Below are 15,483 nucleotides of genomic sequence, written 5' to 3' on the forward strand. Positions count from 1 at the left end.
ATATTATTATCGCTCTAGGAGCTCTGCACCTGCAATGCCAGGCTTTGTCATCTCGAATGGATTTAAGATAATATCAAGTTCTTCTTCCGTTAAAACATCGTACTGCAAGCAAAGATCTCTGATCGATTGTCCTGTTAAAATGGCTTCTCTTGCAATTCTAGCGGCTGCTTCATAGCCTAAGTGAGGGTTCACAGCAGTGATCACGCCTGCACTTTTTTCTACATATTCTTTCAAACGTATTTCATTTGCTTCAATGTCCGCTAAGCAATGATCTGTGAATGAGCGGAATCCGTTATTCATTATACTAATAGATTGAAGCAAGTTAAAGACCAGAACAGGTTCCATCACATTTAACTCAAGCTGGCCTGCTTCAGAAGCAAGACAGATCGTGTGGTCGTTCCCAATGACTTGGAATGCGATTTGGTTAATGAGCTCTGCCATGACTGGATTGACTTTCCCAGGCATGATAGATGATCCAGGCTGGCGGGCTGGCAATGCGATTTCAGCAAGACCTGCGCGCGGACCAGATGCCATTAAGCGAAGGTCATTGGCAATCTTAGACATGTTCATCATACATACTTTTAAAGCGGCGGATACTTCTGTGTAAGCATCTGTATTTTGCGTTGCATCCACGAGATGCTCTGCGCCTACAAGAGGAAGACCAGATATATCAGCGAGCTTCTTCACCACGATTTCAATATAACGAGGATCTGCGTTTAAGCCTGTCCCAACTGCTGTTGCACCCATATTGACTTCATATAAATGCTGTTTTGATTGGTTGATCCGCTTAATATCACGGCTCAGCACGCGGCTGTAAGCTTCAAATTCCTGTCCCAAACGGATTGGAACAGCATCCTGAAGGTGCGTACGTCCCATTTTGATCACATGATCGAATTCTTTCGCTTTCTTTTGAAAGACGTCCTGCATGACTTGCATCGTTTCAAGCAGAATATCTAACTGCTTGAGCACAGCAATGTGGATCGCCGTTGGGAATGAATCATTCGTTGATTGCGACATGTTCACATGTGTGTTTGGGCTTAAATGGATGTATTCTCCCTTTTGATGTCCCATGATTTCTAGTGCTCTGTTTCCAATCACTTCATTGGCATTCATATTCATGGACGTTCCTGCGCCGCCTTGAATTGGGTCGACAATAAAGTACTCGTGCAGCTTGCCTTCAATGACTTCATCAGACGCTTGAACGATGGCATTTCCAATTCCCTCATATAAACGTCCAACTTCCATATTGGCTTGAGCTGCTGCTTTTTTCACGATGGCAAAGGCTCTGATTAGTTCCTCGTGCATCCGATATCCTGTAATCGGGAAATTCTCTTTTGCACGAAGGGTTTGAACCCCATAATACACGTCTGCTGGAATTTCTTTTTCACCAAGAAAATCCTTCTCATAGCGATAAGTTGCTTGAACCATCTCTTATGACCTGCTTTCTATAGAATAGTTAAATCACTAAATCTTCTGCGATTGGCGTTTCCATAATCTTTTTGACTTCTCTTGGATCTGTTGTTTTGCCTAGTGCCCACATCAGTTTCGGCACGATAGCTTCTGTATTCATATTTCTTGAACGTGCCACCAATTCTTGATTGATCTTGCGTCCTACCTCATACACACTCATGTCTTCTCCTTCTTCAAGACACTGAGTGGTGATGACAACAGAAATGCCTTCTTCCAGCAATTCGTTAATCTTTTCTAAAAGGTTTCTTCCTTCGAAAGGAATTCCGCCGCTGCCGTAGCTTTCAATGACAACCCCTTTGTACATGCTTTTGACTGCATCTAAAAACTCGGGCTTCAGGCCTGGGTGCAATTTTAACAGACACACATCTGTGTTCAAAGATGCATCTAATTTAAGCGGTTTCATTGGTGTTCTTTTTACTTTGCTATTGTATTCAATTTGATGGTTTTCAATTGATGCAATATATGGGTAGTTAATGCTTTCAAATGCATCGTAGCTTTTCGTTCTTAGTTTGATCGCACGTGTTCCTTGGATGACCCTGCCATCAAACACGACATACACGCCGCCAACACCGTCACATGCAAAGCGAATCGCATCTGTGATGTTTTTCTTCGCATCTGTTTTCTTAAAAGTAATCGGAATTTGTGAACCTGTAATCACGATCGGCTTATCAGGATTTTGCAGCATATAAGACAGCGCTGCTGATGTATAGGCCATTGTATCGGTTCCGTGAGTAACGACAAACCCATCATACTGATCATAATTCTCATAAATGGCTGTTGCGATATCAACCCAGTATTCAGGCTGCATATTTGTACTATCTATACTCATTAGGGACTTTGTGTCCATTGTATATTCTGCATTAATTTCGTTTAAATAGCTCAAAAGATCCTCAGCTTTAACACCTGGAGCTAAACCATTTTCACTCTCTACAGATGCAATCGTCCCACCAGTCGTTAAAAGCAATAATTTCTTCAACAGGTCCACCTCTTTCGTAAAATTACTTCGTTTGTCACACATATTATAAGCTAGCTTGTGCTATTCTATAATATACGCTTTACGCGTACCTTCATTGCCATTATAGTCACATAACGCGAATTAATCAAGAAATTGTTACGCATAACGCGTACATTCTATGTCAAAATATGATATACTGTTGTTGTAAATAAAGGAGCGTTCATGTATGATACTCGATCGTTTAACCACCCTTAGAAAAAAGAAAAAATGGTCTCTCCAGCATACGGCAGATCGCCTAGGTATCGCCAAAAGCACCTATGCCGGTTACGAATCTGGGTACCGACGACCTTCGCTTGAAGCAGTGAAGCTGCTGGCTGATTTGTATGATACGTCCATTGATTTTTTACTTGGTAGAACGGACGAGCCAGAGATACAACGCAAAATCTCTGATATCAAAATTGAACTGACGGAAGCAAAAGAAGGAACCATTTATGTAGACGGCGTTCCCCTAAATGAAGAAGAAATCAAACAGCTTGTTGCCTTTATTCGGGCGAAAAACACTCTAAAAGTATAAACACAGAAAAGAGAGGCACCTTATAAACAGATGCCTCTCTTTCCTTTTGCAATCTCAATATGGAGAAGACAGCTGGCTTAATTCCTCTAGCCGCCGCTTCGCTTCTTCTTTATTAAACGAACTATAATAGCGATAGTTCTCCTCATCTAAGATGCGGTAATGCTGACTAAGTACATTTTGCTGAAGGCGAAACGTGCCTTTTTTGACAGACGTCCTCCACCAAACCTTGCCGCCAATCGTACGCTCTACTGATAGATGTAATTCATCATGTGCCACAACTTCCAAAATCTCGAGCGGGTCATCCCCCAGGGTGCCTTTTAAAATGTCACTATCTCTGAATAATGCACATACGGCCGCGAATTGCGTCCAGTTGAGACGCAGCTTGTTTTTTTCAACCTGCTGTAGATGCCGTTTCGATAGACCAAGTACCTCCGCCATACGATCCTGCGTATAATCCTTTTCTTTTCGAATCCGTGCCATTTGTTCTGTGACGAGGTCGATTACCATCTCTTTATCCATCTCTCATCACCTCTTTCGAGTGTTCAGTCTTTACTGACATCATACACGATTTCTTCGAAAAAGTGGCGTCTCATCCTATGGAATTCTGACAAAAACAACTTAGTCGGTCTTTTCTTCTCCTTGGCCATGCTGCTGTCTCCAATTTTCTTGGGCTGTCTGATGTAAATATGGATAGATCTCCTGTTTGACGGTCTGCTCAAATACTTCTTCATCTAAAATGCTGTACGCCGGAATTTTGATCAATTTCCCATCTACTTTCCGAATGAGCACATCCATGAAAAGAAATCCTCTTATACTGTAACGATGCCTGCGCATGTCGATTGATTGAATATCTTGAAAAGGAATCGTTCGCTCCCGATGCAGCACAGCGCCATTCTCTCCGCGCTGAATGCGAAAAATCACATTTCCTCTCTTCGTAAAAGCAGGCAAAATCATCAAAAAGGAGATCCAGCCATAGACAATACCTAATAGTCCGCCTAAAAATAAAAACAATGTATAGTTCGATTCAAATGTAAGAGCTTCTGAAAATAACCAAATACCGATGATACCGAAGCCGCCCGTTGCTAAGAATGCCCATACTCTTAAAAAAGGTCTGCTCCTTACTTCTATTACTTCACTTGGATTCAAGTGTCATTCTCCTTTTCTCCATTAGAATATAGAACGTAACCCGTCTCGATGAGCCGTCTCAATGCGAAATTGATTTTCTTTTATTCCTGATACAAGCCACGATTGGTTCTCACCTGGAATCACAAATAGCATGGACTCCACATCAGGCGTATTATTTTTGTCATAGACGACCTTCATGAGGGAGTCCATCTTTCCTTTTCTCGTCTGTATATCAGAAACAAATGCCTTCACGAGCTCTTGATTCTCTGCTTTATTCAGGAAGGATGGCCACTCATTTTTCGCTTCACTTGCTTGCTCTAACAGCATTTCAAATTCCTCTGCCTGCAGGCTGATGACAGGTTCAGGGTGATCATTCATCTGTATGTTGAAAAAGGCTGTCACTTGCTCCTCTGCCTGCTGATCGCCATCCAGTTTGCGAATCTGATGTACTTGTTGATCATAAAGCGTATGATGCGCATATACACCCGCTTGTGTTGTGTGAAAAGAGGTGCTGACTTCTTCATCTAAATCTCCAAATCTAGACGCCTTGATCGTGTGGGAGGCATCATTCATCGCCTGGATGAAATGACGGTATTCCGTTTTATAACGGTATTGTCTGTTTCGAAATTCCAGTACACCTTTTGCGAGCAAAGAGCGGCACGCAATTTCAAATAAAAACCCCAAGCGCTCGTCCTCTACTTCAGGATAATAAGCCTCCTTTAAGGACATACCTTGTTCAAAATAGCCTTCACTGTAAAAACTAAAGATGAGTTCCTCAATACTTAGACTTAGCTGATCCAACTTGATCTCTCCTTATCCAAAAGAAAATGCACCCTTAAAGAAATCGCCTGCACCCTTTATGAGCGAATCTGCGGTTTCTTTTGTTTTTTCTATCCCTTTATGTATTACCTGATTTGCCTGATCAATGGTATCATTCACTGCTTTCACACCTTGACCCGCCAGTTCGAATGCTTTTTTCCCTTTATCCACGACTGCATGAATCGGGTCCTTTAATTTCACTGCCATCTGTTCAGCAAAACCGGATGTCAGCTTGGCGACTTTTTCTCCAATAAATCCACCTACTGCTGAACCAATGGCTCCGCCAACCACGGTTCCAATCGGACCTGCAAAGCTGCCAAGAGCACCGCCGACAACGGCACCTGCGACAGAACCGCCAGCGATAAAGACCGTATTGTTCACTGCATTTCCAACAGCCTTTGCATTTTCACGCTTAAGAACTTCTGGCTGATCGCCGAATTCTGCATAGTTCTCGGCAATTTTCAATCCACAGCCAACCGTCTCAGTTGCACCAGTGACAACTGTTGCAATGATGGCATTTCCTTTCGCAAATCTTGCACCATTTTTCAGAACAGACTTAATCGCAGCCGTGTCCTTCCAATTAATACTTCCTTTTGTAAAATCACGAACACTGTTTGTGAACGCAACTGTATCGTCAGGATAAAATTTTGTGAATTTCTTATGAACCAAGTCAGCCATCGGCCAGTTCGATCGTTTTAATAATTCTTTTTTACTCAGCCAAATCCTTGCTAACCGGTCAAATCTCGTTCCTTCTACCCGGCTGGTCAGATCAAGCAGCAGCTTTGAATGCTGCGCTGCATATCGGCCATTCTCTTTAATGAAAGTCGTCATTCCAAGCCCGTAATATTTCGCCTGCATCATCACGATACCAGCTAAGCTCGTGAGTGTACCATATTGATCATAAATACTGTACAATTTCCGCAATATATCATCTGCTTCGACCATTTTATCCGTTGCATGACGAATGGCAATATCATCACTGCTCAATTTGCTGATTAATGCCTGTCCTGCTCCCCATGCATCCCCGACACCAGAAAAACAGCTTCTATACCGAGGATCGCAGCCTAAAATCAGCCCGTCCAGTTCACTATGTAAATCGCGGTGCTTCGTTTCAATGGCTGACAGCTCGCCTACAAAATCATTCGCCAGCCCAGTCAGCTGATCTGGATCAACCACAATGTCACGTGCCATCACATCATCTCCCTTCTCGGTTTCTTTCTCTCCGTTCTTCTCGTCTCTTTCGCTCAAGCTCTTCCATTCTGGCAATTTCAGCTTTACGCTCCTCAATTTTGACCGCTGCATCCCGCAGTTCCTGACTTGTTTCAAGCAAATCTTTTTCAAATTGATCGTAGCGTGCCGTTGTTTCTTCAAAGCTTTGATCAAATTTATCCCTTGCTTCTCCCTGCCAGCCTGTTCCTACTGCCTTCAGCCGATTTTCCAGCAGCTGCTTGGACTGCCGAATCTCATCAGCCGCTTCCTGAAACTTTTGAGCGAGTGCCAGCGTTTGACTAGAATCCAACTTTCGCACCCCTTTCTCCCAATTTAACGTACAAATGGATGATTTTATATGTCCTCATTATAAATAAAAAGACACCCAAAAAAATCACCCTAAAGAACCATTCAGCACATTACCTAATGAAAGTAGGCCTTTTTCCTCTCTAATTGCCAGAGAAAACCTTTCTTGTTATGAAGCGCATTCAAGACGTGATAAAATGGACGTATTCTACAAAAGGAGTGACGTATAGATGAAAGAGGAAATGATTCAGCGTTTCACAAGTTATGTGAAGGTAGATACGCAGTCGGATGCAGAAAAGGAAAGCTGCCCATCTACTGAAGGACAATTGAATCTGGCGAGACAGCTTGTTGAAGAAATGAAATCCATTGGGATTCAAGAAGTAACAATGGATGAAAACGGCTATGTCATGGGAACAATCCCTTCTAACACAGACAAAGATGTGCCGACCATTGGCTTTCTGGCTCATATTGACACAGCCACTGACTTCACCGGCAAAAATGTAAAACCGCAGCTTCATGAGAACTATCAAGGCGGCGACATTACCTTAAATGAAGATCTACATATCGTTTTATCTCCACAACAGTTTCCAAATTTACAAAAGTACCAAGGACATACACTGATCACTACAGATGGCACAACCCTGCTTGGTGCAGATAACAAAGCTGGTATCGCAGAAATTATGACCGCTATGCATTACCTCATCGAACACCCAGACATCAAGCATGGAAAAATCCGTGTCGCTTTTACGCCAGATGAAGAGATTGGCAGAGGGCCGCACAAGTTTGATGTTGATGCCTTTGGCGCTTCCTATGCGTACACAATTGACGGCGGACCGCTTGGCGAGCTGCAATATGAAAGCTTCAACGCAGCGGGCGCGAAAGTATCCATTAAAGGAAACAATGTCCACCCAGGGACAGCAAAGGACAAAATGGTCAGCGCTGCGAAAATTGGGATGCTTTTTCACAACAAACTTCCTTCTGACGAATCTCCGGAGTATACAGAAGGCTACGAAGGCTTTTTCCACCTGACGAAATTTGTAGGGGAAGTAGAAGAGGCTGAGCTGCAATATATTATCCGTGATTTTGATAAAGAGAAATTCAACAATCGCAAGGCCCTGTTTGAAAAAATAGCTAATGACTTAAAAGCCACATACGGAGAAAACAGCATCACCCTCAGCATTCAGGATCAATATTATAATATGAGAGAAAAAATTGAGCCGGTGAAACATATTGTGGACATTGCTCATGAAGCCATGGAAAACCGCTCAGTAACACCGGTCATTGAACCAATCCGCGGCGGCACAGACGGCTCCCAGCTTTCATATAAAGGTCTTCCAACGCCAAACATCTTTACTGGAGGGGAAAACTTCCACGGTAAATATGAATTTATTTCCGTTGAAAACATGGTGAAAGCAACTGAAGTTATCGTTGAAATTGCCCGTTTATTTGAAGAAAAAGCATAGACATGTTTAAAACCGTTCCTGTTCGGGAACGGTTTTTTAATAAAAGTTTACAATTTTCTGAAACTTTTATGACACTTATTCGTACTAATAGAGACAACCCCAGAAAAAATTCTTCTTGACGAGTGAAATAACTGGAAATATAATAGTTAAAAACAACCAGTATTTTAGACCTAAAATAGCAGATCGAATGAACCTTAAGAACTAAACCGATTCTGCTGCTTATTTTCAGTTATAAACATCACTCACCCTGTCTACACTTAAAGAATAGGATGAATTGGAGGAATGTCATATGATGATTTTATTGATTATCGCTTCACTTTGCTGCTACTTACTATTCTCTTTCAAAAAAGATAACCGCACCCAAAAAAGAAAAAGCGCAGAGCTTTCGGAGTTTGAAATCTTTCGTATGCGCCGCCACTACAACGGAAAACGCCGTCACCCACTAAACGATGCACCTAAACAAGTATAAATCCAAATAAAAGAGCCTCATGAGGGGCTCTTTTTTGTTTGCATAAACAGCAAAAAACGACCAGATTCAGTGGTCGTTTTTCTTTTTATTTATATACCTTCGCAGGCACTTGAATCATAGGAATTCCAACATAATAAGGTGAAATTTCATATGGCTGGAAGACAACAGCAATTCCCTTTTTCGTGAAGTAATACTGCGTGTTGTAGTTGATTTCAATGTCGCTTTTTTTCAAGTTCGCGTAGAATTTGCTTTTATGTTTCTTTGTGTAGTTATAAATATAATCTCTTACTTTCGTACGCTTTTTCTTTGTTTTCACAACGTCTGTCAAGAACAGCTGCTTTGTTTTTTTCTTTGTTAACACATAGTTCATGCTGGAAACCATTGTGTCTCCGTGCGCTCCACCGTTATACATGTAATCATAGTTTAAGATACTCAGTTTCTTACCATTGTTAAATTTCGTTTTATACGTTCTCTCATACGTGACCTTCCCGTAGCCTTCCTTTTTCGCTTCGTCCTTTAAAAACAAGTACGTAGAATAAGAGAAAGCGATATCTTCTTTTAAATCACGATTGATGGTTTTCATATGCGTCTTGCTTAGGTTTTTCACCTGTGCATATTTGAACGTTTTTTTCTTTTTATAATAGTGTGTGCTTACTTTTGCTTTTTTTGCTTGTTTGGCATCCGCAGATCCAACTGGCGCAAACAAGGAAACAATCAGTGAGAAAATAAGCAGGCTGATCGTTAGACCTTTTTTCATTGTCATAGTAAAAACCCCCATTTTTGTTTATTACCAAATGAGTATACCATGACAAAAGAACCAAAAGAAGTATTTTTTCCATATTATTCTTTATTTTTCCACACCGGGTTTGTTTACCGTTTTCATAAGTTCCTGTATGCTTAATGTAGAATGCTAGATGAAGTGTGGTGTTTATCATAGAAGAGAATATTTTTAGTCACATTCGGACGACGTTTCATAGTTTGTCCCCAACCCAGAAAAAGATTGCCAATTACATTTTACAAAATCCTCAGAAAGTTGTGCTTCATTCTATAAGTGCACTCGCTGCTGAATGCAGCACAAGTGAAACGACGATCTTTCGGTTTCTAAGGAAAATTGGCTATGAATCGTATCAAGTGTTTCGTGTCCATGTTGCACAGGATATTGCGACCAATACCCCTCAATCCATATACGGCGAGATCGAGGCAACCGATAGTGTCGCTGACATTAAACATAAGGTCATAGAGTTAACAACAAACTCTATTCAAGATATGAAGCATATTCTAGAGGATCATGCCGTCACGCAATTCATTGAACACATGAAACAGGCACATAAAACCGTCTTTTTTGGAGCAGGTGCGTCCAGCTTTATTGCTGGAGATGCTTATCATAAGTTCCTGCAGCTTGGTTTTGAAGTGAGCCTATGCAGTGATCCGCATATGATGAATATGATTGCAACACACGCCATGGAACACGATTTTATCGTCGCAATCTCCCATTCAGGAGAGAGCAGAGAAATTCTTGACGCCGTACAGTTTGCAAAAGAAAAAGGGGCAAAGGTTGCTTCTATCACCAGCTATCCGAAATCTGAGCTCGCAAAGCAGTCTGACTTTCATCTGCTTAGTTCTTCCAGAGAGACAACCTATCGATCGGACTCCATGATCTCCCGTATCAACCAGCTTGTGATCATTGATGTACTATACGTCGCCGCTGTTTTAGAGCTAGGATCAAATGCCATTGAAAACGTGAAACGATCTCGATTAGCTGTAGCTAAAAATAAAACATAAACGCAAAAGACCGGAGTTGATTCCGGTCTTTTTTTGTGACTTTTATCATATTTTCCGTTGACACGTTCCTATCACGTCATGTACATTAAATGAACAATAGTTTATTTCCTACTATTAAATTTAATTGATAGTATATATACTAACAATAAGAAAAGAAAGCGCTTTTTGTAAGGGTTTTCTATATAGGAGGCAGACAACGTGACAAAGAAGATTGGATTCATTGGACTAGGTATTATGGGAAAACCTATGGCACTCAATCTATTAAAAGCCGGTCATACTTTGACGGTTTTTGACCTAAATGAGGAAGCGATTCGATCGTTACAAGAAGCCGGAGCAAAAGGTGCTGTTTCAGCAGCTGAGGCAGCTTCTGAAAGCGATATCATCATCACAATGCTTCCTAAAGGAGAGCATGTAGAGGCAGTCGTTTCAGGTGATCAAGGCATTTTAACGACAGCTGCACCTGGCACTGTCATCGTAGATATGAGCTCAATTTCTCCTGTCACCTCCAGGGCTTTAGCTGCTTTTGCCAAACAGCATCAGGTGGAATTTATCGATGCACCTGTCAGCGGCGGAGAACCGAAGGCAATAGACGGAACACTTGCCATCATGGCTGGCGGCGAAGAATCCATCTTTGAGAAAGTAAAGGATGTCCTGCTTGCAATGGGCACTGAAGTCGTATTAGTTGGGGCAAATGGCAGCGGGACAACAGCGAAGCTTGCCAATCAAATCATCGTCAACTTAAATATTGCGGCCATGTCCGAGGCGCTCGTTCTAGCTGCTAAATCAGGCATTGCCATTGATAAGATGTATGAAGCCATCCGCGGCGGACTGGCAGGGAGCGCTGTTCTCGATGCAAAGGTCCCTCTCATCTTAGAACGAAATTTTGAACCTGGCGGACGCATCGACATCAACTTGAAGGATTTAACCAACGTCATGGAAACGGCTCATGATATCGGTGTTCCTCTCCCGCTTTCTAGTCAGCTGCTTGAAATCTTCCACGCCCTCAAAGCGGACGGGAAATCCGGGCTTGATCATGGAGGCATCGTTCAATATTACGAAAAAATGGCTCATGTCGAAGTAAAGAAAGGATGAGATGGTCATGAAGCAAAGCACTGACATACTAAATGCCATTCCGAAAGCAGATTCAAAGGCCATTCAATCAGCATACGAACAAGCACTGAGCAGCTTTGAGCATAAAGTCATTGTATTAGACGATGATCCAACAGGGATTCAAACCGTACATGGCATCTCTGTTTTCACCGATTGGTCAGAAGAAAGCATTGAGGCTGGTTTTCTTGAAGACAGCCGCATGTTCTTTATTTTGACCAATTCACGCAGTATGACTGAGAAAGAAACTGCCGCTGCGCACAAAACAATCGCAGCAACCATTGTAAAGGTGGCTGAACGTCTTAATCAGGACTTCGTCATTGTCAGCCGAGGGGATTCTACTCTTCGCGGACACTTTCCGCTTGAAACTGAAGTACTCAAAACGACCATTGAACAGCAAAGCTCCCGCCAGTTCGATGGTGAAATCCTTCTTCCTTTTTTCCAAGAAGGTGGACGCTTTACGATCGACAATATTCATTACGTACAGGAAGGACACGAATTAATTCCTGCTGGTGACACAGAATTTGCAAGAGACCGTACATTCGGCTTTCAATCTTCTCATCTTGGAGAATGGATTGAAGAAAAGTCAGAAGGAATGTTCACAAAAAAGAACACTACCTACATTTCGTTAGCTGATCTGCGGGCTTTACGCATTGATCAAATCAAACAGCAGCTCATGAGTGTCAAGGATTTCAAAAAGGTGGTTGTAAACGCGGTGGACTATGATGATGTCAAAGTCTTTGTCACCGCTCTCATTGAAGCCATTCAAGCAGGACAGCAGCTGATGTTCAGAAGTGCGGCGGCGCTCACAAAAGTACTTGGCGGTATAGGGGATCAAGCCTTATTAACAAGAGATGCCTTGATCCAAGAAGAAAGCCCGCATGGTGGTCTCATTATGATCGGTTCTCATGTGAAAAAAACAACAGAACAATTAAAAGCGCTGCAACAAGATAAAGAGATAGCTTTTATTGAATTTAATACCCACCTCGTATTAGAGCCTGATGCCTTTCGCGAAGAAATTGACCGTGTCATTCAGCAAACTGAAGCACTGTTGGCAGCAGGTCAATCTGTAGCTGTTTATACAAGAAGAGAACGGCTTGATCTTGGGGATGATCGCCAAGAGGAAGAATTAAAGCTCTCTGTACAGATTAGTGATGCTGTGACAAGTATTGTCCAGCGTCTCACCATTCGTCCTAAGTATCTTATTGCCAAAGGTGGAATTACCTCCAGCGATATTGGAACAAGAGGACTTAGCGTGAAACGTGCGACCGTGGCAGGTCAAATCAAACCAGGGATCCCCGTTTGGCAAACAGGAGAAGAAAGTAAATTCCCTTTCATGTCTTATGTGATTTTCCCGGGAAATGTTGGGGCAAAGGATACGTTAAAAGAAGCTGTAGACATACTTGAAGGATAAGGCATAGGGGGTGTTTGCGCCCCTTATGCACCACAAAGGAGGAAAGATCATGTCGTTAGTGTTTATTGGACTTGGCGTTTTGTTACTGCTTTTACTCATGGTTGTCTTTAAGTTAAACGCTTTCATATCTTTGATTATTGTCTCTTTAATTGTTGCTGTGTTAGAAGGGATGACACCACTAGAAGCGATCGCTTCCGTCGAAAAAGGACTTGGCAGTACGCTCGGGCATCTCGCACTCGTTCTCGGTTTTGGTGCGATGCTTGGTAAATTGATGGCTGATTCTGGCGGAGCTCAGCGGATCGCGATGACACTCATTGACCGGTTTGGCATCGGAAAAATCCAATGGGCGACGATGCTGACTGGATTTGTGATTGGAATTGCTCTATTTTATGAAACCGGATTCATTATCTTAATTCCATTAGTCTTTACGATCGCTCAGGCTGCAAGACTTCCTGTGCTGTATGTGGGGATGCCGCTCGTCGCTGCACTCATCACCACACATGGCTTCCTCCCCCCTCACCCAGGACCGACTGCCATTGCAAATGTCTTTCAGGCAAACATGGGACAAACCTTATTGGTTGGGATTATTTTAGCGATTCCTGCTGTTTTAGTAGGCGGACTTCTGTTTACGAAACTATTTAAAAAAGATCAGTTGCACGCACATATTCCAAAGAACTTATTTAATCCAAAGGAATTCACAGAAGAAGAAATGCCTAGCTTCGGCATTAGCATTTTCACCGCTGTTCTGCCTGTATTGCTTATGACATTTAGAGCATTTCTAGAAATTTTCTTCCCATCCTCTCCATTGCTGCCAACTGCTGAGTTTTTAGGCGAACCGGCGATTGCACTATTAATCTCAGTGCTGCTTGCCATCTACACGTTTGGGCTTGGAAGAGGAAAGAGCATGCAGGATGTGATGAAGTCCATCACGGATTCTATCGGCTCTATTGCTATGATTCTATTAATTATTGCAGGCGGCGGCGCCTTTAAACAAGTGCTCATTGATAGCGGCGTCGATCAATACATTGCAGGAATCATGCAAGGAAGCACACTTTCTCCCCTGCTTCTGACTTGGCTCATTGCTGCTGTCCTTCGTGTCTCTTTAGGATCAGCCACTGTCGCCGGTCTCACGGCGGCTGGCATTTCTGCACCACTGATTGGCCTGACGGGTGTCAGCCCTGAATTAATGGTGATCGCAACAGGTGCGGGAAGTATTACATTCTCTCATGTGAATGATGCGGGTTTCTGGATTTATAAAGAATACTTTAACCTATCAATGGCTCAAACCTTTAAAACGTGGACATTGATGGTCACCGTGCTTTCACTTGTCGGACTTGCTGGTGTTCTTGTCGCTGATTTGTTCATGTAGGAAATTAAATTGTAAAAACCATTGACTTTTCCTCGAAAAGGTTGAATAATTGTGTTTATTAAGAAAATTGAATCAAAAGGTAACCTTATTAAGAGTGGTGGAGGGACTGGCCCTGTGAAACCCGGCAACCGCTGTTCCTAGGAACAGAATGGTGCTAATTCCTTAAGCAAGCAAATGCTTGTTTGAAGATAAGGCAGAGTTCTCACAGTATATGATGCTCTTCCTTATCTAAGGAAGAGCTTTTTTATTTGATTTTTTAACCTGAGGAAAGAAGGGATTCAGCATGACACAAGTACAAACCATTGGAAAGAAAACAACGAAACCGCCATTCCGCGCAGATCAAGTAGGAAGTTTACTTCGTTCAGAGCGCATCAAGGAAGCACGCAAGCAAAAAGCAGACGGTACGCTGACAGCAGAGCAGCTCCGACAAATTGAAAACGAAGAAATTACACGTATTGTAGAGAAGCAAAAAGAAATTGGGTTAGAGGTTGTCACAGATGGTGAATTCAGACGTGCATGGTGGCATTTTGACTTTCTTGAAGGACTCGATGGAGTTGAAGGATTTGAAGCAGATCAAGGCATTCAATTCCATAACACAACGACAAAAGCTAGAGGTATCAAGGTAACAGGCAAGATCGATTTTACAGATCATCCAATGCTGGAGGATTATCGTTTCCTTCACAGCATCGCTGGTGATCATACGGCTAAAATGACGATTCCAAGTCCGAATATGCTCTTTTTCCGTGGAAAGCTTGAAGAAGGAGTGTATGACAGCTTAGAGGAATTCCACCATGATGTGGCACAAGCGTATAAGAAAGCCATCCGTGCTTTTTATGATGCAGGCTGCCGCTACTTGCAGCTGGATGATACGGCATGGGCAGTGTTCTTTTCTGAAAAAGGCCATGAACAAATCAAAGCCTTTGGCCGTGAAGAAGATGAACTTCGTGAATCGTTTGCGAAGACAATCAATGAAGCTGTTGCCGACCGCCCAGAGGATTTGGTGATCACCATGCATATTTGCCGAGGTAACTTTAAATCGACATGGGCAGCTGAAGGTGGTTACGAAGCAGCGGCAGAAACAATTTTTGCCGGCTTAGATCTTGATGGTCTCTTTTTAGAGTTTGACGACGATCGTTCTGGCGGATTTGAGCCCCTTCGATATGTGAAGAACCCAAACCTTCAAATCGTACTAGGCCTTGTCACTTCAAAATACGGAGAGCTTGAGCCAGTTGAACAGATTAAAAAACGCATTGAGGAAGCGGCTCAATATGTAGACATTAACCAAATTTGTTTGAGTCCACAATGCGGATTCGCCTCAACAGAGGAAGGCAACCTGTTAACAGAAGAGCAGCAATGGGAAAAGCTGCGTCATGTGATTGAGATTGCAGATCAAGTGTGGACTTCGTAGTCCCTCAGAGTAG

16 protein-coding genes and 1 riboswitch are annotated in these 15,483 nt (G+C 42.6%); of the genes, 8 read left to right on the forward strand and 8 right to left on the reverse strand.

Annotated elements, in window-relative coordinates; all coding sequences use genetic code 11:
* Positions 1 to 6: 6 nt before the first annotated feature.
* Positions 7 to 1,428, reverse strand: a complete 1,422-nt coding sequence (gene aspA, locus NSS65_RS18565) for an aspartate ammonia-lyase (protein WP_024423908.1) — start codon at positions 1,426 to 1,428, stop codon at positions 7 to 9.
* 28 nt (positions 1,429 to 1,456) lie between these two features.
* A complete protein-coding gene (locus NSS65_RS18570; protein ID WP_024427527.1) occupies positions 1,457 to 2,446 on the reverse strand; it encodes an asparaginase in 990 nt (329 codons plus the stop codon).
* Positions 2,447 to 2,651: 205 nt separating this feature from the next.
* Here NSS65_RS18570 and NSS65_RS18575 point away from each other — a divergent pair, with 205 nt between their 5' ends.
* Positions 2,652 to 2,999, forward strand: coding sequence for a helix-turn-helix transcriptional regulator (locus tag NSS65_RS18575; RefSeq protein ID WP_065214960.1), 348 nt, complete (start codon positions 2,652 to 2,654; stop codon positions 2,997 to 2,999).
* A 54-nt stretch (positions 3,000 to 3,053) separates the two neighbouring features.
* Here NSS65_RS18575 and NSS65_RS18580 read toward each other — a convergent pair whose 3' ends face one another.
* From NSS65_RS18580 to NSS65_RS18600, 5 genes are all read right to left on the reverse strand, one after another.
* Positions 3,054 to 3,518: a helix-turn-helix transcriptional regulator gene (locus NSS65_RS18580; protein ID WP_326135203.1), complete on the reverse strand. Its 465-nt coding sequence runs from the start codon at positions 3,516 to 3,518 to the stop codon at positions 3,054 to 3,056.
* 99 nt (positions 3,519 to 3,617) lie between these two features.
* The gene (locus tag NSS65_RS18585; protein ID WP_046312740.1) at positions 3,618 to 4,145 is read right to left on the reverse strand and encodes a YfjD family protein; all 528 of its coding nucleotides are present in this window, start codon (positions 4,143 to 4,145) and stop codon (positions 3,618 to 3,620) included.
* Between the two features lie 21 nt (positions 4,146 to 4,166).
* Positions 4,167 to 4,925, reverse strand: a complete 759-nt coding sequence (locus tag NSS65_RS18590) for a hypothetical protein (protein ID WP_326135202.1) — start codon at positions 4,923 to 4,925, stop codon at positions 4,167 to 4,169.
* 12 nt (positions 4,926 to 4,937) lie between these two features.
* Positions 4,938 to 6,134, reverse strand: coding sequence for a glycine zipper domain-containing protein (locus tag NSS65_RS18595; RefSeq protein ID WP_024427531.1), 1,197 nt, complete (start codon positions 6,132 to 6,134; stop codon positions 4,938 to 4,940).
* Between the two features lie 4 nt (positions 6,135 to 6,138).
* Positions 6,139 to 6,462: a WXG100 family type VII secretion target gene (locus NSS65_RS18600; RefSeq protein ID WP_046312739.1), complete on the reverse strand. Its 324-nt coding sequence runs from the start codon at positions 6,460 to 6,462 to the stop codon at positions 6,139 to 6,141.
* A gap of 226 nt (positions 6,463 to 6,688) precedes the next feature.
* On the opposite strand from NSS65_RS18600, the gene pepT reads away from it, so the two are divergent.
* A complete protein-coding gene (gene pepT / locus NSS65_RS18605; RefSeq protein WP_047202931.1) occupies positions 6,689 to 7,921 on the forward strand; it encodes a peptidase T in 1,233 nt (410 codons plus the stop codon).
* A 289-nt stretch (positions 7,922 to 8,210) separates the two neighbouring features.
* Positions 8,211 to 8,390, forward strand: a complete 180-nt coding sequence (locus NSS65_RS18610) for a hypothetical protein (protein WP_008345664.1) — start codon at positions 8,211 to 8,213, stop codon at positions 8,388 to 8,390.
* Between the two features lie 85 nt (positions 8,391 to 8,475).
* Here the strand turns inward: NSS65_RS18610 and NSS65_RS18615 are convergent, their stop codons facing one another.
* Positions 8,476 to 9,153 carry a DUF3298 and DUF4163 domain-containing protein gene (locus NSS65_RS18615; RefSeq protein ID WP_034281367.1) on the reverse strand — a complete coding sequence of 226 codons (678 nt, stop codon included), beginning with the start codon at positions 9,151 to 9,153 and terminating at the stop codon, positions 8,476 to 8,478.
* A 161-nt stretch (positions 9,154 to 9,314) separates the two neighbouring features.
* Here NSS65_RS18615 and NSS65_RS18620 point away from each other — a divergent pair, with 161 nt between their 5' ends.
* The 5 genes from NSS65_RS18620 (at position 9,315) to NSS65_RS18640 (ending at position 15,470) form a co-directional block, all read left to right on the forward strand.
* Positions 9,315 to 10,172 carry a MurR/RpiR family transcriptional regulator gene (locus tag NSS65_RS18620; RefSeq protein ID WP_170825854.1) on the forward strand — a complete coding sequence of 286 codons (858 nt, stop codon included), beginning with the start codon at positions 9,315 to 9,317 and terminating at the stop codon, positions 10,170 to 10,172.
* Positions 10,173 to 10,370: 198 nt separating this feature from the next.
* Complete coding sequence (gene garR, locus NSS65_RS18625; protein WP_034281369.1) at positions 10,371 to 11,264, forward strand: 2-hydroxy-3-oxopropionate reductase; 894 nt, start codon at positions 10,371 to 10,373, stop codon at positions 11,262 to 11,264.
* Positions 11,265 to 11,271: 7 nt separating this feature from the next.
* Complete coding sequence (locus NSS65_RS18630) at positions 11,272 to 12,693, forward strand: four-carbon acid sugar kinase family protein (protein ID WP_034281465.1); 1,422 nt, start codon at positions 11,272 to 11,274, stop codon at positions 12,691 to 12,693.
* Between the two features lie 49 nt (positions 12,694 to 12,742).
* Positions 12,743 to 14,062, forward strand: a complete 1,320-nt coding sequence (locus tag NSS65_RS18635) for a gluconate:H+ symporter (protein ID WP_024423918.1) — start codon at positions 12,743 to 12,745, stop codon at positions 14,060 to 14,062.
* An 82-nt stretch (positions 14,063 to 14,144) separates the two neighbouring features.
* Positions 14,145 to 14,257: riboswitch (SAM riboswitch) on the forward strand.
* Positions 14,258 to 14,345: 88 nt separating this feature from the next.
* The gene (locus NSS65_RS18640; protein ID WP_034281370.1) at positions 14,346 to 15,470 is read left to right on the forward strand and encodes a 5-methyltetrahydropteroyltriglutamate--homocysteine S-methyltransferase; all 1,125 of its coding nucleotides are present in this window, start codon (positions 14,346 to 14,348) and stop codon (positions 15,468 to 15,470) included.
* Positions 15,471 to 15,483: the final 13 nt, after the last annotated feature.

Source organism: Bacillus sp. FSL K6-1006 (assembly GCF_038593175.1).
Lineage (GTDB): Bacteria > Bacillota > Bacilli > Bacillales > Bacillaceae > Bacillus > Bacillus safensis.